This is a genomic window from Bacteroides sp. MSK.20.82 (assembly GCF_019052485.1).
In the GTDB taxonomy this organism is placed as follows: Bacteria; Bacteroidota; Bacteroidia; order Bacteroidales; family Bacteroidaceae; genus Bacteroides; species Bacteroides thetaiotaomicron.
In genome coordinates, this window is record NZ_JAHQUN010000029.1 from 1 (window position 1) to 17,351 (window position 17,351).

Below are 17,351 nucleotides of genomic sequence, written 5' to 3' on the forward strand. Positions count from 1 at the left end.
TCAACACATAGCAGCTATTAGAGATAAACAAGTCAACCATTATTAGGGAAGTACAAGATTATTCTCCAAGAAGTAGTTCCAAATTCGGTTTCATGCCTTGAAACAAAAGGTTTCATGCCTTGGAACTAATAGTTTCAACCTTTGAAACCATTGGTTTCAAGCAATGAAACTAAAAGTTTCAAGCGCCTGAAACTATCTGAAACAACTGTCGATTGAAATGACTTGACCGTAACAACTGACTCATTTAACCTGTCCTTTCAAGCCATTTCAAACCATTTATCAGTCTATAATGAAGGAGTTGTCAGCTATTAACAACTGATTTCTCAGTTATTAATAGCTGGGATGCCAATTGTTAACAGTTGACACATCAGACATTAACATCCTGCAAATCAAAGCATAAAGCTAAACAAACGAGATTAAGTCCATGATGCAAGTGAGAGCAACCGTTTGCCCTCATACCTGCCGCCACAGTTGCTACCACACTGGAAACCACGATGAATAAAGGGATACAGACCGTTTGTTAGAGCATGAGAGCAAAACTGCTATCAAATCACTATGGAGAGAAATACCTATTTATGGGTACTCGCATACTCCCAAAATAGTCATTATTTGCGATTGTAGTATTAACGATATAGAACGAAATTTGCACAAAATTTGTTCTATGAGGTTTCTTACACTTAAAATAATGCTCTGCTTGCTTCTTTCTTTGATCATTTCCAGAATTGAAGCCAATACTAACAATTATTCTATTTCCGGTCGTATATCCGACGAAAGGACGGGTTCGCCGTTGCCCGGCGCATCCATTTTAATCAAAGGCACCTATTTGTGGGCTGTATCCGACCAGAAGGGGGAATTTACGATACAAGGAATACAGGAAGGCAAGTATCAATTGGAAGTTTCCTTCCTCGGTTATGTTCCGGCAACGGTTCCGGTGAATGTGAACAACAGCATCAAAGGATTAAAGATACAACTGAAGGAAAATACACTTGCCCTGAACGACGTAATCGTTACCGCACAAGCTCCGAAGACTGAACTGAACACCACGCTCAACATCGGGAGTAACGCACTGGAACATCTGCAGATATCGAATGTAAGCGATATTTCCGCCCTTCTTCCGGGAGGAAAGACGAAAGTCCCGGACTTGACCAGCAACAATATTTTCTCTCTGCGCGACGGAGGTTCATCCGCAGGCAACGCGGCTTTCGGAACGGCGATAGAAGTAGACGGAGTACGCATCGGCAACAACTCTTCTTTCGGCAATATGACCGGAATAGATACCCGCAGCATCTCTGTGGCCGATATCGAATCGGTAGAAGTCATCACCGGAGTACCTTCGGCAGAGTACGGAGACTTGAACAGCGGTATGGTCAAAATCCATACGAAGAAAGGGAAGACTCCGTGGAATGTACTGCTATCCATCAATCCCCGCACAGAACAGGTGTCCTTTTCCAAAGGGCTGGACCTCGGCAACGATAAAGGAATCGTCAACATAAGCGGTGAATGGATCAAGGCTACTCAAAAGCTTAATTCACCCTATACTTCTTATACCCGCAGAGGATTCTCCGCAGGTTACAGCAATACGTTCCGGAAAGTGCTCCGATTCGACATCGGGCTGACCGGTAACATCGGAGGAATGAATACGAAGGATGATCCCGACGCATATACGGGAGAATATACCAAAGTCAGAGACAACGTTTTCCGTGCAAACACGTCATTGGCATGGCTGCTCAACAAGTCATGGATTACCAACCTCAAACTGGATGCATCGGTGTATTACAATGATAACAAGTCGCATGCACATACACCTTATTCTTATGCGTCCGAACAGCCGGCAGTCCACGCTGAACAGGAAGGTTATTTCATTGCAGGCAAACTGCCTTACCATTTCTTTGCCGATCAGATTGTCGATTCCAAAGAACTGGATTATGCCGCTTCGTTGAAGTACGAATGGAACCGTCGTTTCAAGAACGTTACCAGCAATCTGAAAGCAGGCGTGCAATGGAAAGGAACAGGCAATGTGGGCGACGGAGAGTATTATCAGAATCCTTCGCTGGCTCCCAACGGATATCGCCCCCGTTCTTACTCGGCTTATCCGTATATGCACAATGTTTCGTTGTATGCGGAAGAAAGCCTGTCGGTAGCTGTCGGCAGCACCATGCTGAGGCTGATGGCGGGATTGCGTTGGGAGAATCTGTTCATCAGCGGAACGCAATACGACAAGCTGAACACACTGTCGCCACGTTTCAACGCCAGATGGCAGCTGAACGAAAACATAGCGATTCGGGGCGGATGGGGAGTGACCGAGAAGCTGCCTTCGTACTATGTACTCTATCCCCGACAGGAGTATCGGGATATTCAGACTTTCGGAGTCTCATACAATAACAATGAGTCGGCTTACGTCTATTACAGTCAGCCATATACTTTATTACACAACGAGAAACTCCGCTGGCAGAAGAATCAGAATGCCGAAATAGGAGTTGACATCAATGTAGCCCGCACCCGTATTTCGCTGGTAGGCTACTTTAACCGTACGAAGATGCCTTATAAATATACAAGTTCCTATACTCCGTTCGCATACAATGTTCTACAGTTGCCGGAAGGATTCGAGCTGTCCGCCAATCCGCAGATTACCGTAGACAATCAGACGGGCATGGGATATATACGGGACGATGAGGACAGTTACTGGACACCGCTGGACGTAAAGGTGAAAGACCAGACTTTCGTCAGGTCAACCTCTCCCGATAACGGACCGGACATCACCCGCAGAGGAGCGGAAATGATCATCGATTTTCCGGAGATCACTCCTCTCCGTACGCAGTTCCGTGTGGATGCGGCCTATACATATACCAAATACATAGACAATTCCTTGTCTTATTACTACCAAAACGGATGGTCGCACACCAGTCTCGCCAACCGTTCCTACCAATATGTAGGTATATATGCCAACGGCGACAACTCATCCACAACCGCCAACGGCAAGCGCACTCACTCGCTGGATGCCAATATCACAGCGATCACCCGTATCCCGAAAGCAAGGCTGATCATATCCTGCAAACTAGAAGCCTCGCTCATCAAGCGGTCGCAGAACCTCTCCGAATATAACGGTACGTCGTATGCGTTCAACGTCAGCGAAAACAGCAACGAGAAAACAGGAGGCAGCATCTACGACGGAAATTCTTATACGGCTATTTATCCGGTTGCCTACCTCGACCTGAACAACGAGGTACATCCGTTCACCGCCGCCGAAGCCGAAAATCCGGACTTCGCGCATCTGATACGTAAATCGGGCAATGCCTATACTTTCGCAGCCGACGGATATGATCCGTATTTCTCTGCCAATATCAGCATTACCAAGGAGATAGGCGATCATGTTTCGCTGTCGTTCAACGCGATTAATTTCACGAACTCACGGGCGTATGTGAAATCATACGCAACCGGAACCAGTGCAATCTTTACCCCGAACTTTTATTATGGACTAACCTGCCGCATTAAACTTTAGAAATATGAAACAACAGTCAATCTATATCGTACTGCTTTTCGTCACATCCTTACTCGGAGGATGTACGGACCTCGACAAAGGCAATCCTTACGAAGACCAGCTGCACACCTTGCAGGTGACTGCCGTCTATCCGGACGAATACGCGGAATACCTTCGGGAAGGCATCACCGTCCAAATCGAAGACATCGACCGCGGCAATTCCTACAAGACGGTAACCGACCAGAACGGTACAGCGCAATTCGCCCTGACCAACGGCATATACCGTATACAAATCAGTGATAAAGCCGACCAGCATATATTCAACGGACTGGCAGACAAGGTAAAACTCGTAAACGGGGATATCACACTCAACGTTCCGCTCACACACTCCAAAGCCGGTGCCATCATTATCAAGGAAATCTATTGCGGAGGATGTACCAAGCTGCCGCAGGAAGGTACTTATCAGGCTGATAAATACATTATCCTGCACAACAATGATTCCCAGACGCAGTATCTCGACCATTTATGCTTAGGTACACTCGATCCTTACAACTCCCAGTCCACCAACGTATGGGTGACGCAGGACGAAGCAACCGGAGCAACCATTTTCCCCGATTTCGCTCCTATCGTCCAGTGCATCTGGCAATTCGGCGGTAACGGCACTTCCTTCCCGCTGGCACCCGGTGCAGATGCAGTCATCGCCGTCAACGGCGCCATAGATCATGCCGCGCAATACCCGCTGTCGGTCAATCTGAACAAACCGGGATATTTTGCCTGCTACAACAATGTTTATTACTGGAATACGATGTATCATCCTGCTCCAGGCGACCAGATCAGCCGCGACCATTATCTGGATGTGGTCATCAAACTGGGACAGGCGAATGCCTATACATTCTCCATATTTTCTCCCGCCACTGTCATCTTCAAGGCTCAGGACACTACGATACAGGAGTATGTACAGCAAACAGGCAGTGTGATACAAAAGCCCGGCAGCACGGTAGATCAGGTCATCAAGATTCCGCTCGACTGGGTGATTGACGGGGTAGAGGTGTACTATGGCGGTTCGTCGAGCAACAAAAAACGCATTTCGCCTTCCATCGATGCCGGATATGTCAGTCAAAGCGCACTGTATGACGGACGCAGCCTGCACCGTCGGGTAGACGAGGAAGCATCGAAGGAGGCCGGTTATGAAATACTGGAAGATACGAACAACTCTTCCGCCGATTTTTATGAAAGAGAACAACAATCCCTGCATGAGTAATATGAAAGGAATATATATAGGATGTATGCTGTTGTGTATAGCAGCCGTAAGCTCGGCACAGACTTACGATGTTATCGAACGACGAAATTCATGGAATGCCGGAACAAACGTAACGGGAATCATGATGGACAGCGTCACCGTCTCCTACGCCGAACTGTACGGCAAGAACAATCACGGTGACTTCCGCAACTACTACGAAGCCGACAAATTATGGAGTGCCGGTGCAGTAGCCAAGTCCATCACACACTTAAAGAAGTATTCTCTGATCGGCTCGTTCTCATTCGACCACACTTCCGGCAAAGATATGAGCGGCTCCATGTTCATTCATCCCGGATTTTATCCGGTAGACCTGCTGGAGTTTACCCCCGGCCGAAAGGATTTGCAAACTTATGCGTTTATGGGAGGTATAGCAGCAGATGCCGGCACCAACTGGCGCATCGGCGGAAAGATCGATTTCACCTCTGCCAATTACTCCAAACGCAAGGACTTGCGGCATACCAACTACAGACTGGACTTAAAAGTCGCTCCCGGCATCATGTATCATTCGGACCATTATGCGATCGGATTCTCTTATATTTTCAGCAAAAACAGCGAATCCGTTTCAGCAGAAGAGATCGGAACAGCCGCTACACCTTATTACGCATTCCTTGATAAAGGACTGATGTACGGTGCCTACGAAGCATGGTCGGGAAGCGGAGTCCATCTGAGCGAATCGGGTATCAACGGATTCCCCATCAAGGAACTGTCTCACGGAGCAGCAGTTCAGGCTCAATGGGGATCGCTTTACGGAGATGTGGAGTATCTGCATTCTTCCGGTACCGCCGGAGAGAAAGAGGTTATCTGGTTTAAGTTTCCGGCACACCGGATTACATCGCATCTGAGATACCGTTTCGCCAAAGGTAGTACCGAACATTTCCTGCGGATCAACCTCTCATGGTCACGCCAGACAAATGACGAGAATGTATTGGGACAGGAGATATCCAACGGAATCACGACTACCCATGTTTACGGTTCCAACCGGATTTTCGAAAGAAAGGCTTTATCCGTTCAGCCCGAATATGAGTTGATCGCTCCTAAAGGAGAATTGCGTGTCGGAGCCGAGATTTCGTCATTTAAAAGCATGACTACCCAAATGTACCCTTATGTCGCGTCACAGACAATGACTTGTGGACGGGTTTACGCATCCGGCGTACTTCATGCCGGAAGGTTCGATGTGAAAGCTGCCGCAAGTTTATCCATAGGAGACTTCACGGAGAAGAGCAGGACTACTGAAACGACAGCCGAACCGGGCGATCCTCCATACCGCCTGACAGATTATTACCATCTGCAGAATGAGTATGCAACTGCCCCACGGGCGACAGTGAACGTCGGATTACGCTATCACTTTCATCGGGGAATTTATGCCGAAATACAGGGCGGATATACGCACGGTTTCAACCTTGAATATATAGCAGGTTCGAGCCGTTGGAATGAGACGATTAAGTTAGGTTATACATTTTAAAATTATTCATTTACATAATATAAAACTATCAAATGATGAAAAAGGGGATATTATTTGTGCTGACAGCAGCATTTCTGGCATCTTGCCAGCAGGAGGAAAACGAGGGAGTAGCATCTGTGGACCGGGTGACCATCACTCCTATTATCACACGTGCCACAGAGGTTAATTTCGAAGATCAGGATCAGATCGGATTGAGTGTCACTAAAGAAGACGGCACTGTATATGCCACCAACGAGCTTATGACTTTCAATGACGGAGCTTTCGCCGGAAGTCTGAAATGGTATCCCGAAGGAGCAGACAAGTCTTCATTCGTGGCTTACTATCCTTACAGCGCAACCGGTGTACCGACTTCATTCACCGTGCATGCCGACCAGACCACCAACTACGGAATCTCCGACTTTATGGCGGCAAGCAAATCCGACGTACTTCCTTCGGTGAACTCCATCAGCATGATCTTCAAGCACATGCTGACCAAACTGGTTATTAATGTGACAAACGAAACGAATTTGGATATTTCATCTATAGTGCTCAAAGGCTCTGTTCCTACTGCCAATATCAATTTGGCAACCATGAAGACAACCGTAAACGAGAGCGCCGCCGCCACAGACATCACAGCACAACAAGTGACAAAGAATAAGACTTTTCGTGCCATTGTAGTCCCACAGACGGCTGCGTTCACTCTTGCAGTAACAACTTCAGATAACAATACATTGATGCAAAAGCTCGTATCCACAGATTTAGTTCAAGGCGGACAATACAGTGTCAATATACGTGTATTACCCGATAATATCATCGTTACACTCAGTGGTGAGATCGAGAACTGGACAGACGAGGGAGAGATCAAGGGAGATGAGCCGGAAGTTCCTTTTGAAGAGCATGACGGATATTTCATCTACGACGGCATTACCTACAATACGGTAACTCTCTCCAACGGAACAACATGGATGGCGGAACCATTACGCTATGTACCGGATGGATATACTCCGTCAAGTGATCCGGCTGCAGATTCTCACATCTGGTATCCGTACGAATTGGTTACAGTTGACGGTACACTTACTGCAAAAGCATTGCAGGACGCAACTTCTATCAAGCAGTACGGTTATCTCTACGACATCCATGCCGCACTTAGCGGCAAAGCAGTTACTCCGGAAAACTGCTACGACTTTGAAGGAGCACAGGGCATCTGTCCGAAGGGATGGCACATCCCGACTCGCGCCGAATATTTCAGCCTTGTAGGTAATTCGACCAAAGATGCGGACGGCAATAGTTTGGAAAACGGAAAAGACGCTCTTTTCTATGACACAGCATATGACGGTGGTAAAATCCCGACACTCAACGAGGCTAAATTTAATTATCAATTCTCGGGAGTACGTATGTCAACCGGTTATTCAGCCGTCCCCAAATATCAGGCAACGGCAATAACCAGCAGCAACAGTACGGTAACCGAATGGTTTGGAAAACCCAGTATGAGTTATTACATGACTTCAACTGCATATAAGCCTATTTATAGTACAAGCACCGGCGACCTGACCAATATTCAGTTCTTCGGACTAATGAGCACATTCTCAATGGCGAAGTATCCGGAAGGCAGATTGTCTCTGAGTTATATCAGTGTACTTAGTGGTCAAACAGTTCGTTGTGTAAAGAACCAGAACTAAAAGCCATTTGCAAGTTCATAAAAAAGAATATAAACTACATAAAAACAAAAAGTAACAATGAAAACAAAAAAGCTAAGCATCGCAATCGCTCTACTGGCGGTTGCCGTTATCGGAACCTCTTGTGGAAACAAACAGCAGAAAAGTTCCTCGGACACAACAACAGAACAGACCACTTCGTCTGCTTTAGAAATTGACTCTCTTCTTGCAAATGCAGAAAACCTTGCAGGAAAAGAAGTAACCATCGAAGGCGTTTGCACACATACCTGCAAGCATGGCGCCAAGAAAATCTTCCTGATGGGCAGTGACGACACACAAGTGATCCGCGTAGAAGCCGGCACACTGGGAGCATTCGACCCGAAATGTGTGAACTCCATCGTCCGCGTCACCGGAACACTGAAAGAACAACGCATTGACGAAGCCTACCTCCAAAACTGGGAAGCACAACTCAAAGCGCAAGCTGCCGAAAAACACGGAACCGGTGAAGCCGGCTGTGACACAGAGAAGAAAGCACGCGGCGAGACAGCCAACACGCCCGAAGCCCGTATCGCCGACTTCCGCGCGAAGATAGCCGACCGAAAAGCAAGCAGCGGCAAAGAGTATCTGTCTTTCTATTTCATGGAAGCTAATTCGTATGAAGTGGAGTAGCAGCATCCGTAAATGGAGTAGGCTGATACACCGTGATTTATCCTTTTTCTTTGCCGGAATGGTCTTGATTTATGCCATTTCCGGCATTGTGATGAATCACCGTGACACCATCAACCCGAACTTCTCCATCGAACGGAAAGAATATAAGATTGCCGAAAAACTGCCGGGCAAAGAGGGAATGAAAAGGGAAAATGTACTGACTCTGCTGCAACCATTGGGAGAGGAAGGTAACTATACCAAGCACTATTTCCCGAAAGCGGACATCATGAAAGTGTTCTTGAAAGGCGGGTCCAACTTGCAGGTAAACGTCCGTACGGGAGAGGCAGTCTACGAATCTGTCACCCGCCGCCCGCTCATCGGAGCAATGGCACGCCTGCACTACAACCCCGGACAATGGTGGACTTACTTTGCGGATATTTTCGCAGTCGGCCTCATCATCATCACCCTTTCCGGAGTCATCATGCTGAAAGGCAACAAAGGTATTATCGGCAGAGGAGGAATAGAAATGATTGTCGGAATCGTGATTCCCATCCTTTTTCTTCTCTTCTTTTGAACAGAATAACTGATAAAATAAAATGGAACAAATCATAGAATGTAACAACCTGACGCACTACTACGGCAAACGGTTGATTTACGAAAATCTTAGTTTCACAGTCCCCAAAGGCCGCATCCTCGGACTACTGGGCAAGAATGGTACGGGCAAGACCACGACCATCAACATCCTGAGCGGATATCTGAAACCACGTTCCGGAGAATGCCGTATCTTCGGACAAGAGATACAGACGATGGCTCCGGCATTGCGCCGCAACATCGGGCTGCTGATAGAAGGGCACGTACAGTATCAATTCATGAGCATCACCCAGATTGAGAAGTTCTACGCAGCCTTTTACCCCAATCAATGGAAAAAAGAGGCTTATTATGAACTGATGAACAAACTGAAAGTAGCTACCGGACAGCGCATCTCCCGTATGTCTTGCGGACAACGTTCACAAGTAGCACTCGGACTGATTCTGGCACAGAATCCCGAGCTTCTTGTATTAGACGACTTCTCCCTCGGTCTCGACCCCGGTTATCGCCGCCTGTTTGTAGACTATCTCCGCGATTATGCACGTTCCGAAGGCAAGACTGTCTTTCTGACTTCGCATATCATTCAGGATATGGAACGACTGGTAGACGACTGTATCATAATGGACTACGGAAAGATACTGATTCAGAAGCCAATTGACGAATTACTGAAAGAAGGACGCCGCTATACCTGTACTGTTCCCGAAGGTTACGAACTGCCCGCATCCGATGATTTCTATCATCCTTCCGTGATGCGGAATACACTGGAAACATTCTCCTTCCTCCCCCCCACAGAGGCGGAAGCAAAACTGAAATCCATGTCAGTACCCTATACGGACCTGCATAGCGAACATGTGAATCTGGAAGATGCCTTCATCGGTCTGACCGGCAAATACTGATTCAATAAAATAATTAAAGATTAAAAAGTAAATTAGAAGTCTCATGTACGCTATATTTTATAAAGAATGGATCAAGACACGGTGGTATTTTCTGCTTGCCGTAGTCACCACACTCGGTTTTACAGGCTACTGTATGCTTCGCATCAACCGGGTGATAGAAATGAAAGGCGCCGCGCATGTATGGGAAGTCATGATGCAGCGGGATGCCATATTCATCGATATGTTACAATACATCCCCCTGATTGCCGGAGTGTTGATGGCCATCGTGCAGTTTGTTCCCGAGATGCAGCGCAAATGTCTGAAACTGACTTTGCACCTGCCCTATCCCGAACTGAAAATGACCGGCAATATGTTGTTCTCCGGTTTGGTACTGTTGCTTGTCTGCTTCGCTTCCAACTTCCTTCTGATGGAGGTCTATCTGAGCGGAGTACTGGCTCACGAACTGAAGAATCATATACTGCTGACCGCCCTCACGTGGTATCTTGCCGGTATTTCCGGCTACCTGCTCATCGCATGGATCTGCCTCGAACCGGCATGGAAACGCAGAATCATCAATCTCATTATCGCCGTATTGTTACTGCGAATCTTCTTCCTGTCGCCCACGCCGGAAGCTTATAACAAATTCCTCCCGTATCTGCTGGTCTATACGTTGCTGACCGCGTCTTTCTCCTGGCTCTCCATCGTACGGTTCAAAGCGGGAAAGCAGGACTAGGATAATGAAGAATGAAGAACTAAAAATGAAGAATTAAATAAAGATGAAACGTTTCAGTACCCTACTATTATATGTCACCATCGCCTTCCTGCTTCTCTGGCAGTTGCCTTGGTGTTACAACTTCTTTGTCGTAAAGCCGGAGAAGACTCCTTTCACTCTATATAGTTTCGTGATCGGCGATTTCGCCTTGATGGGACAGGAAGAGGGAAAAGGAACCGTACGTCGCGACGCTGCCGGAAACATTTATTCCGAAGCAGCTTTCGACAGTATTCTGCCTATGTTTTATTTCCGCCAGTTGATGTCCGACGAACGTTTTCCGGATACGATTAACGGGATAGCTGTCACTCCGAAGATCGTGCAGACGGAGAATTTCAATTTCCGCAGCGTACCTACGGATATCAACGCTCCTTCCATCGGTCTTTATCCTCTGTTGGAGTCGATGTCCGGGCGTGTAGACCTGAAGATGCCGGATGATGTTTTCCGCATTACTTCGCAAGGCATTGAGTTTATCGATATGGCTTCCAATAGCGTGAATGCAGAAAAAAGCCTCTTGTTTACAGAAGCTATGACCAAGAAGAATTTCCGCTTTCCGGCCATTGAGATCGCAGGAAACCCGACGGTGAAGAAGGAGTATGACGAAGGATACCTTCTGTTGGATGCCGACCGTCGTCTGTTCCATCTGAAACAGGTGAAAGGGCGTCCCTACGTTCGTGCTATCACTTTGCCGGAAGGATTAACATTAGAGCACCTTTATCTGACGGAATTCAGAAATAAAAAGACGCTTGCTTTCCTGACAGATATCAACAATGCTTTATATGTGCTGAAAAGCCGCACGTATGATGTGGTGAAAACAGGAGTTCCTGCATTCAATCCCGAAACGGACGCGCTGACCATCATTGGAAATATGTTCGACTGGACGGTACGGGTGACGAGTCCGTCTTCCGATAATTACTATGCTTTGAACGCGGATGATTATTCACTGATAAAGAAGCTGGAAAATAATTCGAATACTCATTATATGCCCGGCATCAGTTTCACTTCTTATACGGACAAGTATGTGATGCCGCGCTTTGAGTAATAACAGGAATAATAACTTTTAGGCACGGATTACACAGATTAACACGGTTTTAGCGTTGTGAAAGCATAAAGCTATCGTGTTAATTCGTATAATCCGTATCTTTTATTTCTAACATTCACAGAAAACAATAAAGAACCTTTCGCATTTATTCAACAAGAAACTGTACCTTTGCAAGCATGAACATTATCCGATCCGCAATTGCCTCTGCGTTGAACACAAACAAATACGGTAGATAACAACACTAATTTAAAGCCGTATGAAAATTTGCAAGGCATGTACATTTCTGAGTTTCCTCATTATATTATTATACAGTTGTGCGCTTCCGCCTGAGGATGAAAAAGAGAGCCTTGAACCGGACAGTTCAACATCAGAACTTCCCTGGACAGGAGAAACCGAGAAATTCACGATTAATACCAAAGAAGGCGTACACTTGAATGATCCGCAGGAAGATGCAGGAACAGCATATATCACGATCCCCTCTTCTTCTGTAAGAAGCACCCGATGGGAATTCGGGGTACGGCTCACCTTTAATCCTTCCGCCAATAATTACGCCCGTTTCTATTTAGCCTCTTCATCGGAAATACTTTCCGGAGATCTGAACGGCTATTACATTCAGATAGGAGGAACAAAAGACAATGTAGCACTTTACCGGCAAAATGGGAATCAATCCAAATTACTGGCTTCGGGAAGAGAACTCATGAAAGGAAATAATTCTCCGAAATTATTTATCAAAGTAGAATGCGACGCCAACGGCTACTGGACTTTCTGGACACGCATGGAAACGGAAACCGAATATACGAAGGAGAAACAAATAAAAGACGCAAGTATCACAAAGTCAATCTGCTGCGGCATATACTGCGTTTATACAAAAAGCCGCTGTGACGGTTTCACTTTCCATCATATACAGTTGTCTGATGATGTGATAACAAGTACTGAACCGGACGACATACCGGACGTTCCGGATGAACCGGACAAGCCTGACACACCGGAATCGCCGGAATATCCTGACAATGTGAGAAATATGTTACTATTCAACGAAGTGATGTATGACAATGCCAAAGACGGTGCCGAATACATCGAATTCTATAATCCTGCTGATCAGGATATCACTGTAAAGTCTCTGCGTCTGTTTAAAATGAGAGCAACGGGAGAAATATTCAGTACCACAATACTCAAACAGGAAGATGAAAATACAAACCTTGTTATTCCCGGCAAAGGATATATTTGTTTTACTCACTCCGCAACTACACTGATCAGAAAGCATAAGGTTGACGGCAAAAGTATAACCGAAATATCCAAATTTCCGCAACTGAGCAACGACGGAGGTTACCTTGCCTTGGCAACTGATGAAGAACATCCCCGCACGATTGATACCTGCCGTTTCATAGACTGGATGCACGACACTTCAGTCACTACAGGCATTTCATTAGAGAAGATATCTCCTGAACTTCCTTCTCTCAACAAAAACTGGCACTCATCGAGAAATGATACAGGTGGCACACCCGGAATAAAAAACTCATAAGAAGGATGCATTTATTTGATAAATTCCCTACATTTGTACAATTTGTAGGAAAAGCATATTTGAATATATTCACCCGCGAACGAATTTTAAGCAACAGATATGAGTCCAATTATCTTATCTATTACTATCATAGCATACTTTATGATCCTTTTCGCTATCTCCTATATAGCAGGACATAAAGCGGATAACGAAGGCTTCTTCGTCGGCAACCGCAAATCGGCATGGTATATTGTCGCCTTTGCCATGATTGGTTCCACTATCTCCGGAGTTACGTTTGTATCCGTACCGGGTATGGTACAAGCCAGCGGCTTCTCCTACCTGCAAATGGTACTGGGATTTATCGTCGGACAGTTCATTATCGCATTCATACTCGTTCCGCTTTTCTACCGGATGAATCTGGTTTCTATCTATGAATATCTTGAAAATCGCTTCGGAGCTTCTTCCTATAAGACAGGAGCCTGGTTTTTCTTTATTTCCAAAATGCTCGGAGCTGCCGTGCGGCTCTTTTTAGTATGTCTGACCTTGCAATTACTCATCTTCGAGCCTTTCCATATTCCCTTTATAATCAATGTCATACTGACAGTACTCATTGTCTGGCTCTATACTTTCCGGGGAGGAGTGAAATCATTGATATGGACTGATGTACTGAAAACATTCTGTCTGGTAGTCTCCGTCGTACTTTGTATCTACTATATAGCTTCCAGCCTGCATCTGAATTTCAGCGGGTTAGTCTCAACGATTTCAGACAGCGATCTCTCCAGGATGTTCTTTTTTGACGATGTCAATGACAAGCGGTATTTCTTCAAGCAATTCCTGGCAGGAGTCTTTACCGTTATCGCCATGAACGGGCTGGATCAGGACATGATGCAACGGAATCTCAGTTGCAAGAACTTCCGTGACTCACAGAAGAATATGATTACAAGCGGAATTTCACAGTTCTTCGTGATCCTGCTCTTCCTGATGCTGGGTGTCTTGCTCTATACTTTCACCGCCCGGCAGGGAATCGAGAATCCCGGCAAGAGCGATGAATTGTTCCCAATGATCGCCACAGGCAATTACTTCCCGGGCATAGTCGGTATCCTGTTCATTATCGGATTGATAGCTTCGGCGTACTCCGCTGCCGGATCGGCCTTGACAGCCCTGACGACTTCTTTCACCGTAGATATTCTGAATGCGCACAAGAAAGACGAAGCGGCACTCAGCAAAATACGGAAACACGTACACATCGGGATGGCATTCGTGATGGGAATCGTCATCTTCGTATTCAATTTACTGAATAATACGAGTGTGATTGATGCGATTTATACGCTGGCCAGTTATACGTATGGTCCAATTCTCGGACTATTCGCTTTCGGCATTTTTACTAAGAAACAAGTTTATGACCCATATATTCCGTTAGTAGCCATTCTTTCTCCTGCACTTTGCTACGTATTGCAAAGTAATTCGGAAGCCTGGTTCGATGGATATCAAATTAGCTATGAGTTACTGATATTGAATGCTGCGTTTACTTTTCTGGGGCTTTGCCTGCTTATCAAAAGAAAATCGTCAGCAGCCCCTATCAACAGCTCTTTAATAAAAAAACATTAAAATGAAAAAGAAAATCAATTGCTTCATACCTTTTGGCAATCCGAAAGATACGATACAAACTGTAAAAGAATTGCAAGGTTCAGAATTAGTGAACAAAATCTACCTGCTAAGCGCTGATACCAACAAAGATTGCTTACCGGGGTGTGAATGTCTCCTCATCAACGGTCTCTACTCTACAAGTACGATTAAAACAATTGCCGACAACGCAGATGATGCCAGCTATCTTTTGCTTTACACGAAACAGACCCCGCTAAAACTAGGATTGTACGCACTGGAACGCATGACACAGATTATACAGAACTCCTCAGAAAATGCAATGGTATACGCAGATCATTACCAACTGGTTGACGGAGTTCTCAAACAAGCTCCCGTTATTGATTATCAACAAGGAAGCCTCCGGGATGATTTTGATTTCGGTTCGGTGCTTTTATTCAATTCCGAAATTTTCACCCTTGCTTCAAGTATTCTGGAGGAAACAGTTTTCCAATATGCTGCATTTTATGAAATGCGTCTGATGCTAGGTAATCTATTTCAAATCATCCATATCAATGAGTTCCTTTACACAGAAATAGAAACAGATACCCGGAAAAGCGGAGAAAAACAATTCGATTACGTAAATCCTAAAAATCGGGAAGTACAGATCGAAATGGAGAAAGTTTGTATCAAGCATCTGAAAGAAATCAATGCCTATGTAAGACCTTCTTCCCGAACAGTAAACCTGGACAGAGAAGCTTTTGAGTTTGAAGCATCTGTCATCATACCTGTCCGTAATCGTATCCGGACCATTCGTGACGCCGTAAATTCTGCTTTGAGCCAGCAAACGACTTTTCCCTTTAATGTGATTGTGATCGACAATCACTCAACGGACGGTACCACCGAAGCCCTCCAGGAATTTAGTGCGGACAATAGACTAATACATATCATTCCCCAGGAGAATGATCTCGGTATAGGAGGTTGCTGGAATGTAGGAGTACACCATGAGAAATGCGGTAAATTTGCCGTGCAACTGGATAGCGATGACCTGTATAAGGATGAGCATACCTTACAGAAAATCGTCGATACCTTCTATCAGCAGAACTGTGCAATGGTGATAGGGACTTACCTAATGACGGATTTTCAGATGAACGAGATAGCTCCCGGTGTCATTGACCATAAAGAGTGGACAGTAGAGGACGGTCCCAACAATGCTTTACGTATCAATGGGTTGGGTGCCCCACGGGCCTTCTACACTCCCATCCTTCGCAAGATCAAATTCCCCAATACCAGTTATGGAGAAGATTATGCCATAGGTCTGAGTATTTCTCGTGAATATACGATCGGTCGTATTTATGATGTAATCTATCTTTGCCGCCGTTGGGAAGGCAACTCTGACGCAGCATTAGATATCGAAAAAATTAACCGGAACAATTTCTACAAAGACAGTATCCGAACCTGGGAGTTACAGGCAAGAATCCGGATGCACAGCATCGATGAAAGTTTTCAGCGTCTCGTCAACGAGATGATAGAAAAACAGAAAAAAGACTGGAAGCTGGCAAAAAAGAATTATAAGGAATTAGAACAGAATCTTAAAAAAGAAAAGACGCTGGAACTCAAACTAGGAGGGGACACCAAGAGAGTCAGATTCTTCCCAAATCCACAACGGGCAATCTCTACAATGGCCCAGACCGACTCTCAGTCCATACAAGAAAGACCTTGTTTTCTGTGCAATGACAATCGCCCGGCAGAACAAACGTCTTTGTCACTCGGACATTATGAGGTATGCCTCAATCCTTATCCGATTTTCCGCCGGCATCTGACCATAATTGAAGAGGAACATACCCCGCAAACCATCAAAAACCGTTTTGAGGATATGCTTTTCCTTGCCGAAAACATGAACGAGTTCCTCATCTTATATAACGGACCGGAATGCGGAGCTTCCGCCCCTGACCATATGCACTTTCAGGCAGCAGGAAAAGAGGAAAAGATTGCCAATCCTTTTGGGATGACTTTCATATCGGACATGCTTAGTTCTGAAGATAGCGTACATAGTCATCTAGAAAACGGGTTCACCACGAGCATTGGCATTTCATCTCCAAACAGAAGAGGGATCATTGAAATGTTTGAGTATCTTTACGATAAGATAGTTTCTATTTATCATGACAAAGAACCTTTAATCAATGTGATTGCCTGGTATGGACTCGAAACAGTAAACCGCACTGGAGGCGATGAAATAAAACAGTGGAACTGTATTATTTTCCTACGTTCTAAACATCGGCCGGAATGTTATTATGCCCAAGGGAAAAAAGGCTTATTGATAAGCCCGGCTATTGCGGAGATGTGTGGCGTATTCCCCATTGTAAGAGAAGAAGATTTGGATAAGATAACAGCTAAAAAAATCACTCAGATTTACAAGGAGGTCAGTTTGTCACAGGAACAGTTAAAAGCACTCACCGATCAAACATCCTAG

At 45.5% G+C, this 17,351-nt stretch carries 12 protein-coding genes; all 12 read left to right on the forward strand.

Features of this window, described 5'->3' with window-relative positions; all coding sequences use genetic code 11:
• Window positions 1-685: 685 nt before the first annotated feature.
• The 12 genes from KTR07_RS19200 (at window position 686) to KTR07_RS19255 (ending at window position 17,351) form a co-directional block, all read left to right on the forward strand.
• Entirely contained in the window at window positions 686-3,499 is a 2,814-nt protein-coding gene (locus tag KTR07_RS19200) for a TonB-dependent receptor (RefSeq protein ID WP_062695796.1), read from the forward strand.
• Between the two features lie 4 nt (window positions 3,500-3,503).
• Window positions 3,504-4,739, forward strand: coding sequence for a DUF4876 domain-containing protein (locus KTR07_RS19205; RefSeq protein WP_062695797.1), 1,236 nt, complete (start codon window positions 3,504-3,506; stop codon window positions 4,737-4,739).
• Window positions 4,732-6,240: a DUF6850 family outer membrane beta-barrel protein gene (locus KTR07_RS19210; protein ID WP_008767079.1), complete on the forward strand. Its 1,509-nt coding sequence runs from the start codon at window positions 4,732-4,734 to the stop codon at window positions 6,238-6,240. The genes KTR07_RS19205 and KTR07_RS19210 overlap by 8 nt, the downstream gene beginning before the upstream one ends.
• A gap of 32 nt (window positions 6,241-6,272) precedes the next feature.
• Window positions 6,273-7,898 carry a fimbrillin family protein gene (locus KTR07_RS19215; RefSeq protein ID WP_011108912.1) on the forward strand — a complete coding sequence of 542 codons (1,626 nt, stop codon included), beginning with the start codon at window positions 6,273-6,275 and terminating at the stop codon, window positions 7,896-7,898.
• Window positions 7,899-7,955: 57 nt separating this feature from the next.
• Window positions 7,956-8,543: a hypothetical protein gene (locus KTR07_RS19220; RefSeq protein WP_008762576.1), complete on the forward strand. Its 588-nt coding sequence runs from the start codon at window positions 7,956-7,958 to the stop codon at window positions 8,541-8,543.
• The gene (locus KTR07_RS19225; RefSeq protein WP_011108911.1) at window positions 8,530-9,096 is read left to right on the forward strand and encodes a PepSY-associated TM helix domain-containing protein; all 567 of its coding nucleotides are present in this window, start codon (window positions 8,530-8,532) and stop codon (window positions 9,094-9,096) included. Before KTR07_RS19220 ends, KTR07_RS19225 begins: the two co-directional genes overlap by 14 nt.
• 22 nt (window positions 9,097-9,118) lie before the next feature.
• Window positions 9,119-10,006, forward strand: a complete 888-nt coding sequence (locus tag KTR07_RS19230; RefSeq protein WP_061473616.1) for an ABC transporter ATP-binding protein — start codon at window positions 9,119-9,121, stop codon at window positions 10,004-10,006.
• A gap of 43 nt (window positions 10,007-10,049) precedes the next feature.
• Window positions 10,050-10,718, forward strand: a complete 669-nt coding sequence (locus KTR07_RS19235) for a hypothetical protein (protein WP_008762573.1) — start codon at window positions 10,050-10,052, stop codon at window positions 10,716-10,718.
• Window positions 10,719-10,761: 43 nt separating this feature from the next.
• On the forward strand, window positions 10,762-11,796 hold the full coding sequence (locus KTR07_RS19240; protein ID WP_008767083.1) for a DUF4857 domain-containing protein: 1,035 nt from the start codon (window positions 10,762-10,764) through the stop codon (window positions 11,794-11,796).
• 256 nt (window positions 11,797-12,052) lie between these two features.
• Window positions 12,053-13,318, forward strand: coding sequence for a lamin tail domain-containing protein (locus KTR07_RS19245; RefSeq protein WP_008767084.1), 1,266 nt, complete (start codon window positions 12,053-12,055; stop codon window positions 13,316-13,318).
• Between the two features lie 99 nt (window positions 13,319-13,417).
• Window positions 13,418-14,905 (forward strand): sodium:solute symporter, encoded by a 1,488-nt coding sequence (locus KTR07_RS19250; protein WP_117981104.1) that lies wholly within the window; start codon window positions 13,418-13,420, stop codon window positions 14,903-14,905.
• 1 nt (window position 14,906) lies between these two features.
• Window positions 14,907-17,351, forward strand: a complete 2,445-nt coding sequence (locus KTR07_RS19255) for a DUF4922 domain-containing protein (protein WP_113747876.1) — start codon at window positions 14,907-14,909, stop codon at window positions 17,349-17,351.

Bases quoted from the DNA above. Each gene is read 5' to 3' on its own strand.
- KTR07_RS19200 (WP_062695796.1), top strand. From the start codon at position 686: ATGCTCTGCTTGCTTCTTTCTTTGATCATTTCCAGAATTGAAGCCAAT.
- KTR07_RS19205 (WP_062695797.1), top strand. From the start codon at position 3,504: ATGAAACAACAGTCAATCTATATCGTACTGCTTTTCGTCACATCCTTA.
- KTR07_RS19210 (WP_008767079.1), top strand. From the start codon at position 4,732: ATGAGTAATATGAAAGGAATATATATAGGATGTATGCTGTTGTGTATA.
- KTR07_RS19215 (WP_011108912.1), top strand. From the start codon at position 6,273: ATGATGAAAAAGGGGATATTATTTGTGCTGACAGCAGCATTTCTGGCA.
- KTR07_RS19220 (WP_008762576.1), top strand. From the start codon at position 7,956: ATGAAAACAAAAAAGCTAAGCATCGCAATCGCTCTACTGGCGGTTGCC.
- KTR07_RS19225 (WP_011108911.1), top strand. From the start codon at position 8,530: ATGAAGTGGAGTAGCAGCATCCGTAAATGGAGTAGGCTGATACACCGT.
- KTR07_RS19230 (WP_061473616.1), top strand. From the start codon at position 9,119: ATGGAACAAATCATAGAATGTAACAACCTGACGCACTACTACGGCAAA.
- KTR07_RS19235 (WP_008762573.1), top strand. From the start codon at position 10,050: ATGTACGCTATATTTTATAAAGAATGGATCAAGACACGGTGGTATTTT.
- KTR07_RS19240 (WP_008767083.1), top strand. From the start codon at position 10,762: ATGAAACGTTTCAGTACCCTACTATTATATGTCACCATCGCCTTCCTG.
- KTR07_RS19245 (WP_008767084.1), top strand. From the start codon at position 12,053: ATGAAAATTTGCAAGGCATGTACATTTCTGAGTTTCCTCATTATATTA.
- KTR07_RS19250 (WP_117981104.1), top strand. From the start codon at position 13,418: ATGAGTCCAATTATCTTATCTATTACTATCATAGCATACTTTATGATC.
- KTR07_RS19255 (WP_113747876.1), top strand. From the start codon at position 14,907: ATGAAAAAGAAAATCAATTGCTTCATACCTTTTGGCAATCCGAAAGAT.